Below are 13,087 nucleotides of genomic sequence, written 5' to 3'. Positions count from 1 at the left end.
CCGCCTTGCGGCCCCGGCAATCTCAATCCCAGCGAAGATCCCCAGCCGGCACCGGCCGCCCGAACCAGTAGCCCTGCCCCAGCTGACACTGCTCTTGCAGCAAGAAGCTGGCCTGCTCTGCCAGTTCGATGCCCTCGGCATGCACCTGCATACCCATGCTGTGGGCCAGGGCGATGATCACCCGCACGATCGCGATGTCGTCTTCATCGTGCGGCAAACCGGCCACGAAGCCCTGGTCGATTTTCAGCTTCTGCACCGGCAAACGCTTGAGCCGCAGCAGCGACGAATACCCGGTGCCAAAGTCATCGATGGCCAAGGTCACCCCCAGCTCACGCAACCGGTGCAACTGCTCCAGTGCCACTTCCGGGTCTTCCATCACCGCGCTTTCGGTTACTTCGAGCTCCAGCATGGCCGGGGCCAGGCCCGTCTCGTGCAGCACTTCGGCCACTTGCCGGTACAACTCGTGCTGGCCAAACAGGCGGCTGGAGATGTTTACCGCCACGAACGCCAGCTGCCGGCCTTCAGCCTGCCACTGCACCATTTGTCGGCAGGCTTGGCGCAGCACCCAGGTGTCGATCTCGGCAATCAGCCCCGTGCGCTCGGCAATCGGGATGAACTCGCCCGGCGGCACCAGGCCGCGCTGGGGGTGCTGCCAGCGCACCAGCGCTTCGACCCCGACTTGTCGGCCTGAAGCCAGGTCATGTACCGGCTGGAAGTACACCCGCAGCTCATCCTGCTCCAGGGCCCGGCGCAGATCACCGGCGGTCTCTACCCGGTGCTGGGCATGGGCGGTCAGCTCTTCGGTATACAGCGCATAGCACGCCCGCCCGTTGCTCTTGGCTTTGAACAGCGCCGAATCGGCATTGCGCAGCAGTTGTTCGGCACTCAACGCATCGCTGGGGAACAGGCTGATGCCCGCACTGACACTGATGAACAGGCGATGGCCATCGAACTGGAACGGCTCGCGCATACGCTCGATGATGCACTGCGCCAGCTTGCCCGCCTGGCCGACCTGCTGGCAGTTCTCCGCCAGCACGCCAAATTCGTCGCCACCCAGGCGCGCCAAGGTCACGCCTGCACCCAGTACCTCCCCCAGGCGCTCGCCCACCAGCTTCAGCAACTGGTCACCGATGGTGTGGCCCAGGCCATCGTTGATGCTCTGAAAGTGGTCCAGGTCCAGCAGCAACAGGGCACAACCGCGCTTGTTGGCCTGGGCCGCCGCCAAGGCCTGCTCGACGCGGTCGGTGAACAGCAGGCGGTTGGGCAGGCCGGTCAACGGGTCGTGGTGGGCCAGGTAGGCCAGTTCCTGCTCAGAATGCTTGATTGCGCTGATGTCACTGAATACCGCCACGTAATGGCTCAGTTCACCATCGTCGCCGCGAATGGCGCGAATGGTCTGCCATTGCGGGTAGATTTCGCCGCTTTTGCGCCGGTTCCAGATTTCCCCGCTCCATTCGCCCTTATCGGCCAGCGTGGCGAAGATCTGCTCGTAGAACGGCAACCCATGGCGGCCTGATTTGAACTTGTTCGGGCGCTGCCCGATGACCTCATCCTGTTGGTAGCCTGTGATGCGCATGAACGCGCGGTTGACGTGCACGATCAGGCCGTGGCGGTCCGTGACCAGCACCCCTTCGAGTGTGCTGTCGAACACCGCAGCCGCCATGCGCAGCCGTTCCCGGTCTTCACAACGCAAGCGGGCACCACGGCCGATGAATTTCAGCAGACGCACCCGCGACACGTAAATCAGCAAGGCACTGAACAGCACCCACAGCACCACGTTGATCTGCCGCCCCACGGTCAATGCAAGGGGATCGTCAGTCATGCCGTGCAGCACCACCTCGGCCAGCACCAGCCAGAGGATCGAGAGCACCACATACAGCGCAGCCATGCGCAAGGCGTCGCGAACGGAAACAGACATGTCGGGTGGGATAGCCCATCAGAAATAATGGGGCAGTATAAAGGCTGAAACATGTCGTGACCTCCTATCTGAACGGGTGACTGGTTTTATTTCCCTCCCGAGGGATAATCAGCCCCTCCTCCTGCATTCCGAGGGTTTTTACACCTATGTGGTACAACGGCCTGCTCGACTTGTCGGCCTGGCAACTGGTCGGCATCACTCTGTTGATGACCCATGTGACCATTGTCAGCGTCACGGTCTACCTGCATCGCTACTCCGCGCACCGGGCCCTGGAGCTCAACGGCGCGCTCAAGCACTTCTTCCGCTTCTGGCTGTGGCTGACCACGGCGCAGAACACACGCGAGTGGACCGCTGTCCATCGCAAACACCACGCCAAATGCGAAACCCCCGACGACCCGCACAGCCCTGTTCACAAAGGCCTGAGCACGGTATTGCGCAAGGGTGCCGAGCTGTACCGGGAAGAGGCGCGCAACCCCGAAACCCTGCGCATTTATGGCAAGAACTGCCCGGAGGACTGGATCGAGCGCAACCTCTATTCGCGCTACAAGCTGGGCGGCATTGCACTGATGGCCGTCATCGACCTGCTGCTGTTCGGCACCATCGGTATCACCATCTGGGCCGTGCAGATGATGTGGATTCCGTTCTGGGCGGCCGGCGTGGTCAACGGCCTGGGCCACGCACTGGGCTATCGCAACTTCGAATGCCGCGACGCTGCCACCAACCTGGTGCCATGGGGCATCGTCATTGGGGGTGAAGAACTGCACAACAACCACCACACCTACCCCAACTCGGCCAAGCTGTCGGTCAAGCGCTGGGAGTTCGACATGGGCTGGGCCTGGATACGCCTGTTCTGCCTGTTGCGCCTGGCCAAGGTGCAGCGTGTGGCGCCGATCGCTCACCGGGTGGCGGGCAAGGCCAGCCTGGACATGGACACCGCCATGGCCATCCTCAACAACCGCTTCCAGATCATGGCGCAGTACCGCAAGCTTGTGATCGGCCCGCTGGTCAAGCAGGAGCTGGCCCGGGTAGACGCGTCGGTAAGTCACCACTTCCGCCGCGCCAAGCGCCTGCTGTCGCGTGAAACCAGCCTGCTGGAAGACCGCCACCACATGCGCATCGAGTCCATGCTTGCGCACAGCCAGGCGCTAAAGACCATTTACGAAAAACGCCTGGCCCTGCAGCAGATCTGGGCGCGCACCAGCGCCAACGGGCACGACATGCTAGCGGCCATGAAGGACTGGGTACACGAAGCCGAAACCAGCGGCATTCATGCCCTGCGCGACTTCGCAGCGCAGCTGAAAACCTATTCCCTACGCCCCTCCGGCGCCTGACCGCCGTTAGTCGGCATGCCCCCTTTCGGGGCATGCCGTTCGGAACTTCGCCCCCTCGCCACCACTCAAAATCGCACATCGCCCGCGTGGCGGGCAGGATGCTGGCCGCACGCTTTCAAGTCGAGACCCGATTCGTGCACATGGCCAAGAACATCCCCACGATCCTGCCCGGCACTCCGCCTCCTGAAGCCGCCCAGACCCTGCTGGCCTTGCTCCACGCCCAAGGCGAAGTCGCCCGCCTGAGCGAACGCGAGCAACTGTTCAGTTCACTGCTCGACAGTGTCAATGCGGTGCTCTGGGCCTTCGACTGGGAAACCCGCCAGGTGCTGTACGTAAGCCCCGCCTACGAGCGAATCTTCGGCCGCCCGGTCAGCCTGGTGCTGGCCGACTACAACGAATGGCGCGACAGCATCTACCCCGACGACCTGGAGTACGCCGAGCGCAGCCTGGCCCAGGTGCTGCTCAAAGGTTCGGTGGAAGACCGCGAATACCGCATTCTCAATGCCGACGGTCAACTGCGCTGGCTAAGTGACAAGTGCTACATCAACCAGCAGCACGACGGCGACCGGGTGATCATTGTCGGCATCGCCGAAGACATCACTGAAAAGAAGCAGCTTGAAGGCGAGTTGCAACGCCTGGCCACCACCGACGTGCTGACTCAAAGCAGTAACCGTCGGCACTTCTTCGAGTGCGCCCAGCGAGCCTTTGACAGCGCCCGCGAAGACGGCACACCGTTGGCCTTTTTGCTGCTCGATATCGATGATTTCAAGCGCATCAACGACAGCTACGGTCACCAGGAAGGCGATCAGGTGCTACAACGCATCGCCGACAGCGGCAAGGCCGTGCTACGCCGTGGCGACCTGTTCGGGCGTATTGGTGGTGAGGAATTCGCGGCGGTGTTCCCGGGTTGCAATGCCCAGGCGGCAGAACAGATTGCCGAACGCTTGCAGCGGGCGATTCAGCGTTTGAGCTTTAGCCATGAAGAGCAGGTGTACGGGGTGACAGTGAGCCAGGGGCTAACTGCGCTAACGGATGAAGATGTGACGCTGGATAGCCTGTATGCCCGGGCCGATGCGGCAATGTACCAGGCCAAACGGCAGGGCAAGAACCAGATCGTCTGCGGCTAGCCTTTGGGGGCGCTTTGCGGCCCCTAGTCCTCAGCTGGAAACTTCCGCCTCAGCCAAAGGCGGCTCTTCCTGTGGCTTCACATCCGGATTCTCCACTTTGCGCAGGCGGCTCAACTCCGGCAAACCCAGCTTGAGCAACCGCGCGGTCTTGCCACTGGCTACCTTCTCCATCCCCTGCTCGGCCGGCAGCCGCGACAACTGCCCAGCCAGGTTCATGGCCAGAATCTCCCGCGAATAGACACCACCGCCAAGCTGGTAAATGGCCGCGATCAACTCCCGCAGCGCCAAGGGCAAGCGCCAGCGGGTACGCAGCGCCGAGCCGAACGCCGCACCAAATTCGTCAAGCGACAGCTGCACCTTGTCCTCGTCCAGCTCGCCGCCGGCCAGGCGCCACTCCTGTAGGCAGCGCAACACCGCCAAGTCACCCAGGCAATGCAGCAAACCCGCGCAATAGCAACGCCCTTCGTCCAGTTCGAGCATGCGCGCCAAGGTACGGCCATATTCGGCAGTGTGCAGCGACAGGTCCCAGTAACGGGCGGCATGTTCCGCCAGCAACGGGTCGCTGAGGCGTGCGCTGCGCTTGAGGGTCATGCCCAGGATCAGGTTCATGCTCTGGGTACTGCCAAGCTTGTTCAAGGCCTGCAGCAACGTTTGTACCGGGGCGTCACGGTGCAGCGCGGCGCTGTTGGCGGCGGCAATCAACACGGCGGTAACCTGAGGGTCGTTACGCACTTCCTCTTCGAGCACCTTCAGGTTCAGGCCCTGGGGGTTGAGCGCTCGCTTGATCGCCACCTGCACATCGGCCAACAGCGGCCCACCATCGGCGGTAGCACGGCGCTGCTCAAGGTAAGCGGGAAGGCTGGCGCCAGCCGGCAAGGCCGGCACCGGGCAGGCGATTTCTTCGCCAACGGCCACCAGCAGCTCTTCCAGGCGCTTGCGCAGGTTGTCCAGGTTCAGTGGTTTGCTCAGGTAGGCGGTGGGGTGCAGAGGCAACACCTCGCGCACACTGGCGCTGTCGCTGCGGTTGCTCATGAGGATGAACGGCAAGCCCGGCCCTTTGGCGCGGACCTTGCGCAGCAGGTCCAGGCCGTCGACACCGGCCAGCTCGCGGGCGGCGATGATCAGGTCAGGCTTGTTGGCCAACAGGTTGAGTGCCTGCGAGCCGTCGGCGCATACCTGCAGCCGGGCATCACAACGCACGCTGAGCAGCATCTCGCTGAGCATGTCACGTACCCAGGGATCACCCTCGACAATCAGTACGTGTGGTGCGGTGGGGTTTGCAGCGCTCATCGCCAACAGCTCCTGATTAGCCTGACACACAGTCCGTCGCAGCTTCCAAAGCAAATCCTCCGCTAACGATAGCGCCCCAGGGCTTTTCTGGGCACAAAAAAAACCCGCCGAGGCGGGTTTTTTCTGAAGCGCGTCACATCAAGCGAGTTCAGCGAAGCACTCTTCGATGATGGCCAGGCCTTTGTCCAGCAGGGCGTCTTCAGCAGTCAGCGGTACCAGGATACGCAGGACGTTGCCGTAGGTGCCGCAGGACAGCAGGATCAGACCCTTGTCGCGTGCCTTGGCAACAACCTGGCCAACAGCAGCAGCGTCCGGGGTGTGAGTGCCTTTCTCGAAGACTTCGACAGCAATCATCGAGCCCAGACCACGGACGTCGCCGATGATCGGGAACTTCTTCTGGATTTCGCGCAGGCCAGTGGTCAGGCGCTCACCCACAGCCTTGCTGCGGTCCAGCAGTTTCTCTTCTTCGAACACTTCGATCACGGCCAGGGCCGCGGCGCAAGCGATCGGCGAACCGGCGTAGGTGCCGCCCAGGCCGCCTGGCGCGATGGCGTCCATGTACTCGGCCTTGCCGCACACACCGGCCAGCGGGAAGCCGCCAGCGATGGACTTGGCGAAGGTGGTCAGGTCAGGCGCAACGCCCATCTGTTCCATGGCGAAGAAGGTACCAGTACGGCCAGCGCCGGTCTGTACTTCGTCGGCGATCAGCAGGATACCGTGCTTGTCGCACAGTTCGCGCAGGCGCTTCATCAGCTCTTTCGGCGCTGGCAGGAAGCCGCCTTCGCCTTGTACTGGCTCGAGGATGATCGCGGCGATGTCGCGTGGCTCGGCATCGTTCTTGAAGATGCGCTCGACCGAGGCGATGGCGTCGTCAACGCTGATACCGTGCAGTTCGCTCGGGAACAGGGCGCGGAAGATGCCGCCTGGCATCAGGCCCATGCCAGCGGAGTACGGCACAACCTTGCCGGTCAGGCCCAGGGTCATCATGGTACGGCCGTGGTAGCCGCCGGTGAAGGCGATGACACCAGCGCGACCAGTGGCAGCACGGGCGATTTTTACGGCGTTTTCAACGGCTTCGGAGCCGGTGGTGACCAGCAGGGTCTTCTTGTCGAAGTCGCCTGGTACCAGCTTGTTGATCTTTTCGCACAGCTCTACGTAGGGTTCGTAGGCCAGCACCTGGAAGCAGGTGTGGCTGACTTTGGTCAGCTGATCTTGCACGGCTGCAACCACTTTCGGGTGCAGGTGGCCGGTGTTCAGTACTGCGATGCCGCCGGCGAAGTCGATCAGTTCGCGGCCTTCAACGTCGATCACGGTCGAGTTCTTCGCGGTGTCGACGAAGATCGGGTGAATTTGACCGACGCCACGTGGGACGGCAGCTACACGACGTTGCATCAAGGATTCGTTGGTCTTGCTCATAATGCCCTCATTGCGCCGACAGGAATGGCGCTTTTATTCGGGGGTGGCTGGGAGTGCTCGCGAACAGTATTCGTTGATCGACTGCCGCAAACGCCCTGGCCACCAGGTACTGCGATGTAAAAAAGGCCAGCGAGACGTCGCTCTCGCGCCCCGCTGGCAGAGGTAAAGCCTTTACCGTGCTATCAGACGCTGATGCACAGGTATTTGATTTCGAGGTAGTCCTCGATACCGTACTTGGAACCTTCGCGGCCCAGGCCCGAAGCCTTGATGCCGCCGAATGGCGCGACTTCGTTGGAGATCAGGCCGGTGTTGATACCCACCATGCCGTATTCCAGGGCTTCGGCAACACGGAACACACGGCTCATGTCGCGGGCGTAGAAGTACGAAGCCAGGCCGAACTCGGTGTCGTTGGACATGGCGATGACTTCGGCTTCGTCTTTGAAGCGGAACAGCGGCGCCAGTGGGCCGAAGGTCTCTTCCTTGGCGACGGCAGCGGTCTTCGGTACGTCAACCAGGATGGTCGGCTCGAAGAAGTTGCCTTCGATGATCTTGCCACCGGACAGCACCTTGGCGCCTTTGCCAACGGCGTCTTCGATGTGCTCCTGAACCTTGGCGACAGCTTTACCGTCGATCAGCGGGCCAGTGGTGGTGCCTTCTTCCAGGCCGTTACCGATCTTCAGCTTGGCGACAGCGGCGGCCAGCTTCTGGGCGAACGCGTCGTAGACGCCGTCCTGCACGTAGATACGGTTGGCGCAGACGCAGGTCTGGCCGTTGTTACGGTACTTGGAAATGATCGCGCCCTCGACCGCCTTGTCCAGGTCGGCGTCGTCGAACACGATGAACGGGGCGTTGCCACCCAGCTCCAGGGAAACCTTCTTGATGTCCTTGGCGCATTCTTCCATCAGCTGGCGACCGATTTCGGTCGAGCCGGTGAAGGACAGCTTGCGTACCAGGGAGTTACCGGTCAGCTCGCCACCCACTTCGCCAGCGCTACCGGTGACGACGCTCAGCACGCCAGCCGGGATACCGGCACGGTGCGCCAGCTCGACCAGAGCCAGTGCCGAGTATGGGGTTTGCGAGGCAGGCTTGAGCACCATGGTGCAGCCAGCGGCCAGGGCCGGGCCGGCTTTACGGGTGATCATGGCGGCCGGGAAGTTCCACGGGGTGATGGCCGCGGTAACGCCGATTGGCTGCTTGATGACGATCAGACGCTTGTCTGGCTGGTGGCCAGGGATGGTGTCACCGTAGACGCGCTTGGCTTCTTCGGCAAACCACTCGATGAACGAGGCGGCGTAGGCGATTTCGCCCTTGGCTTCGGCCAGTGGCTTGCCTTGTTCGGTGGTCATCAGGCGAGCCAGGTCGTCCTGGTTCTCGATCATCAGTTCGAACCAGCGACGCAGCTTGGCCGAACGCTCTTTGGCGGTCAGGGCACGCCAGGCCGGCAGGGCCTTGTCGGCGGCTTCGATGGCGCGGCGGGTTTCCGCGGTGCCCATCTTCGGCACGGTACCGATGACTTCACCGGTGGCCGGGTTGGTCACCTTGATGGTCTGGCCGTTGTCCGCATCCAGCCACTCACCATTGATGTAGGCTTGCTGGCGGAACAACTGAGCGTCTTTGAGCTGCATGTCGGCTTCCCGAATTGTTGATTGTTGAAAAGCGCCCAAGGCAGGGCATCGAGCGTTTGAAATCTCAAACGAATGCTAAGCGGCTGCTGGGGTGTTGGACAATAGGCTGTTCGAAAAAAAGAACGAATGGTTGAACACCCTATCCGAAATTGCCCGCAAAATGGCCGGTACAGGGTAGACCAACGCGCTGAAGAAAATGTGAAGGGAGGACCGACGGCCCTCCCGGCAGGGATGAATCAGAATGCCTTGGCCAGGTCGATCACCAGTGCCCGGTAGCCGACACTGCCCGGCTGACGGCTGTGCACCTTCAACTCCACCAGCACCTCCTGGGTCCCACGCCGCACTTCGTTGAGCACGGTCGTGGTCAACTTGTCCGGCGTCAGGAAGTTTACTGATGCCGAGTAGATGAACTGGGTATCGGTCTCCGGCCGGTAAGCCACCACCGAAGTGACCGGGCTGTACCACTCGTCACCGCGCTCCTTGCCGTACTCCCACACCTGCTCGACCGTGCCCTTGGTCTCGTCGATGCGGTATTCCACTGCCCGACTGTAGTTGCCGCTCAGCTTGGTCGGTGCAAAGTCACGGCCCCAGCCATTGTCGAACACGGTCAGCGTACCCTTGCCGGTCAGCCAGGCCGTATGCTGGGTCCACGACCAGTCGAAACCTTCGCTTTCGACCGGTTTCAGTACCTTTTCACGCAGATGCTGCGGCCAGCCTTGGGGCGAGGCAAGGATCCATTTCACCTGCTTGTCGCGGCCGATCTTCGCCACGCCCTGGTGCCGTGCTGAAACGATGATGCTGTCGTCATCGGCGTCGTAGTCGATGGCATTGACGTGCGCCCAGTTGCGCCCGGTGCCCACACCGGGGGTGTCACCAAAGGGCAAATCACCTTCGGCCAGTTCATTTGCCAGCCGCTCGTCTTGCTTCTGCACCCCTTCCGGCAACTGAATGGCGGCCTTGCCCAAGGTTTCCAGCAAGTCGCCTCGATACGGATCGAGGATCTGGTTGAGGTCCCAGAAGTCCAGCACATCCCCGGCCTCGTTAACCTCGATGATGTGGTCACGGATCGAACGTACGCGCTTACCGTCCGGGCGGCGATAGTCGCTGGTACCCACCCGCAGCAGGTAAGTACCGTTGGTGGTCTCGCGGATTTCATGGGAGAAATCGGCGAACTTGTCGGGCAGCGTGCGCTGCCAGATACGCCGCCCCAGCAGGTCGTACTTGGAATAGGTCTGGCCCTGGCCCCAGATCAGCTTGCCATCGCGGGTCTGCTGGAAACCCATGGTGCCGCCCAGGCCATCGCGGCGGTTGGAATCGTGGATCTGCTCGATGTCCAGATACCAGCGCACATCGCCGTTGCTGTCGGCGATCCAGTTGTTGCCCACCTGGTCCCACTCCGCCGCACCGCCCAGGGCGTTCCACTTGAAGGCACGGCCACCCGGTATGTCACCCTGCAAGTGGTTGAAGAGGTAAAGGCGCTTTTCAAAACCCGACGCCACCTTGATCGGCTCCACTTCCGGCAACGCGGCGGTCTGCTTCGCCACCACCGGCAGGCGCACGGCCGGGGCGTAGATCTGGTACTGCTGGCGAATGCGCTCGCCGTCCAGCTTGTAGGTCACTTCCACCTGGTTGACGTGGTCCGGGTACAGGCCAAACACCGGGATGCCGCCGTAGGTCCACAATGAGCGATCAGACACGTCATAGACGATGTCCACCCCGCGCTCGCCGCGCCCCAGCACGCGCACATGCGCGTCACTCAGGCTGCGCCCACCGTCGCGGATAATCGCGGTCAGCGGTGCCAGCCGGTAGGGGTTGACCACCACGTCACCGAGCAGCGTTTCGTCGCGTTCCGGCACTTTCGCGGTCAGGCAGGCGCCCTCAGGCAATGCAGGGGTTTCAGTCTTGGCATTCATGGCAAAGCTCCTTGTGCTCAGAAGTCGTAACGGGCAGTTGCGCCGAAGGTGCGCGGGGTGCCGAGTACACCGGCATAGCCACCGTTGGCGGAGTTCCACAGGCTGGTGAAATAGGTTTTGTCGCCGGCGTTTTTCACCCACAGCGACAGGTCGACCACGCCGTCGCCCTGGTCCAGGCGCACACCGGCTGAAAGGTTGACCAGCGCGTAGCTGGGGATCTGGCCGAAATCGGAATCGTCGATGGTGCCCACCGCCTTCGAGCGGAAGGCGTAGCTGGCAGTGACGTAGGGTTCTACGTGCTCGGTGGCCTGCCATTTGTATTGGGTGTTGAGGTTGGCGATGTACTTGGAGGCACCGACCACCTGGTGGCCGGACAGGTCGCAGGTGGCGGTGGCATTGGCCAGGCTCACCTCAGGTGGGCACGGGGCGTCCTTGTACTCGGTGTAGCGCACATCGTTCCACGAGCCGTTGAAGTTGACGGTAAGCCCGCGGATCGGCAGCGCCGTGGCCTCGAACTCCAGCCCGCGCGACCGCACGCGGCCGGCGTTGGCCAGGTATTGCACGCGGTTGATCTGGTCGTAGACGTTGGCCTGGTAGCCATGTACTTCGGCCCAGAACAGGTTGCTGTTAAGTTGCAGCCGACCGTCGAACAGGGTGCTTTTCAAACCCAGTTCGGCGTTGTTGACCCGCTCGGTGCCCACCAGCAGCGAATCGGTACCCAACCGTGGCGCAGCACCGACGGTAAGGTTGACGCCGCCCGACTTCTCGCCGTGGGTCAGGGTGGCGTAGCCCAGCAACTGCTCGTTGAAGCGGTAGCTCAGGCCCAGCAGGCCGGAGGGGCTGAAGCTGTACTGGTTGAGGTCACCCGAGTCGTAGGCCCCTATCCGGGCCTGCCGCGCCGCTGCAGCAGCACCCGTTACAGCCGCACCGCCGCTTGGTGCATCGCGGGTTACCCAAGCGCTCTTCTCCTCATAGGTACCGCGAATGCCGACAGTGAAATCCAGACGATCGGTGACATGCCAGGTGCCTTGGGCGAACAGCGCGTAGCTGTCGGTGTCGATGTGGCCGTTGCCGATGGTATCGACATTGTTCAAGGCACCGGCGGGGGTCAGGTTCCAGACATCCGCCTGCGGCCCGTAATAAGTGAAGGACTTGTTGTCCAGGTCCTGCTTGAAGTAGTACGCCCCCAGCACATAGTCGAAGGCGCCACCGGTGGGCGAAGCCAGGCGGATTTCCTGCGAGTACTGCTTGTCGCGCACCGATACCCCGGCGCTGTAGAACACCGGCACGTTCAGGCCATCGTCGTTGCGCGGGGTGAAGTCCCACCAGCGGTAGGCGGTGATCGAAGTCAGGGTGAAATCGTTGGGCAACGTCCAGTTGGCCTCCACCGAGGTGCCGCCCTGGAACACCGTTACTTGCTGGTCGGCGTCGAAATTGACCTTGCGGTCCTTGCCCGACACCAGTGTCGCGCCCGCCTGGGCGGCCAGGCTTTCGTAGCGGTTGACGCCATTGATGGTGGGGCCGGTGCTGAACAGGCTGAGGATGCCGTTGTTGGAGTCTTCTTCGTTGTACTCGCCGATCCAGCGCAGGTTGAAGGTGTCGCTGGGCTTGAACAGCAACTGCGTACGAAAGCCCTGGCGCTTGCCTCCGTTGAGGTCGTCGCCGTTGTGGATGTTCTTCACATAGCCATCATCTTCGGTGCGGTAGGCACTGATACGCCCGGCCAAGGTCTCGCTGATCGGCCCCGAGAAGCTGCCTTGCGTTTGCAGGTAGCCGTCTTCGCCAATCGACTGCTGGATGCTGCCCTCGCGGTGGAAGGTGGGCTTGCGCGTGGTGATGTTCAGCACCCCGGCGGTGGTGTTCTTGCCGAACAGCGTGCCCTGCGGGCCGCGCAGCACCTCCAGTTGCTCCACGTCCAGCAGGTCGAACACCGCCATGCCGGGGCGACCGAGGTAGACGTTATCCAGATAGATGCCGACGCTGCCCTCCAAACCATCGCTGGCCGGGTTGTTGCCCAGGCCGCGAATCGAGATGCTCGACTGGCGAGCATGCACATAGGCGACGTTGGTGCTGGGCACCAGCTGTTGCAGATCCTGCACGCGGTAGATGCGCTGGGTTTCCAGGGTCTCGCTGTCGAGCACGCTGATCGGCGTGGGCACGCTCTGCGCGGTTTCTTCGCGACGGCGGGCATTGACCGTGACAGTGCCAAGCTTGGCTTCCTGCTCCACCGCCGGGCTGGCGCTGACCGGTTCTTCGGCGAAGCTGCCAGAAGACGCCGCCAGCAGCACGCCAGCGGCCAAGGGTTGCAAGGTAAAACGCGACGCGCGCGCAGGCCAACGGGAAAGTCCGGACATGCAAATGCTCCTTGAGGCATGGGCCCTGGCGAGCATTTCCGTTGGCGGAACCGAATCGCGGTCAGTCGGGCTTATATTCTTTTAAGTGATATAAATATTTGTAATTCATATTT

General features: G+C 62.3%; 8 protein-coding genes. 2 read left to right on the top strand and 6 right to left on the bottom strand.

Features of this window, described 5'->3' with window-relative positions; translation table 11 throughout:
- Positions 1–22: 22 nt before the first annotated feature.
- On the bottom strand, positions 23–1,918 hold the full coding sequence (gene dibA / locus B9A31_RS18805; protein ID WP_084297252.1) for a phosphodiesterase DibA: 1,896 nt from the start codon (positions 1,916–1,918) through the stop codon (positions 23–25).
- 146 nt (positions 1,919–2,064) lie between these two features.
- Here dibA and desA point away from each other — a divergent pair, with 146 nt between their 5' ends.
- Positions 2,065–3,249 carry a delta-9 fatty acid desaturase DesA gene (gene desA / locus B9A31_RS18800; protein ID WP_019096488.1) on the top strand — a complete coding sequence of 395 codons (1,185 nt, stop codon included), beginning with the start codon at positions 2,065–2,067 and terminating at the stop codon, positions 3,247–3,249.
- Between the two features lie 98 nt (positions 3,250–3,347).
- Entirely contained in the window at positions 3,348–4,376 is a 1,029-nt protein-coding gene (locus B9A31_RS18795; protein WP_016714437.1) for a GGDEF domain-containing protein, read from the top strand.
- 30 nt (positions 4,377–4,406) lie between these two features.
- On the opposite strand, the gene B9A31_RS18790 is transcribed toward B9A31_RS18795, so the two are convergent.
- The 5 genes from B9A31_RS18790 to B9A31_RS18770 form a co-directional block, all read right to left on the bottom strand.
- Positions 4,407–5,666 carry a response regulator gene (locus B9A31_RS18790; RefSeq protein ID WP_019096489.1) on the bottom strand — a complete coding sequence of 420 codons (1,260 nt, stop codon included), beginning with the start codon at positions 5,664–5,666 and terminating at the stop codon, positions 4,407–4,409.
- A gap of 138 nt (positions 5,667–5,804) precedes the next feature.
- Entirely contained in the window at positions 5,805–7,082 is a 1,278-nt protein-coding gene (gabT, locus tag B9A31_RS18785) for a 4-aminobutyrate--2-oxoglutarate transaminase (protein ID WP_019096490.1), read from the bottom strand.
- A 182-nt stretch (positions 7,083–7,264) separates the two neighbouring features.
- The gene (gene gabD, locus B9A31_RS18780) at positions 7,265–8,707 is read right to left on the bottom strand and encodes an NADP-dependent succinate-semialdehyde dehydrogenase (RefSeq protein WP_015268576.1); all 1,443 of its coding nucleotides are present in this window, start codon (positions 8,705–8,707) and stop codon (positions 7,265–7,267) included.
- A gap of 236 nt (positions 8,708–8,943) precedes the next feature.
- Positions 8,944–10,620 (bottom strand): aryl-sulfate sulfotransferase, encoded by a 1,677-nt coding sequence (locus tag B9A31_RS18775; protein ID WP_019096491.1) that lies wholly within the window; start codon positions 10,618–10,620, stop codon positions 8,944–8,946.
- Between the two features lie 17 nt (positions 10,621–10,637).
- Positions 10,638–12,974: a TonB-dependent receptor gene (locus B9A31_RS18770; protein ID WP_027615959.1), complete on the bottom strand. Its 2,337-nt coding sequence runs from the start codon at positions 12,972–12,974 to the stop codon at positions 10,638–10,640.
- Positions 12,975–13,087: the final 113 nt, after the last annotated feature.

It is taken from the genome of Pseudomonas sp. URIL14HWK12:I5, from assembly GCF_900176445.1.
In the GTDB taxonomy this organism is placed as follows: Bacteria; Pseudomonadota; Gammaproteobacteria; order Pseudomonadales; family Pseudomonadaceae; genus Aquipseudomonas; species Aquipseudomonas monteilii.
The sequence above is the reverse complement of the archived record's forward strand: the minus strand, read 5'-3'. Positions and strand labels throughout refer to the sequence as shown.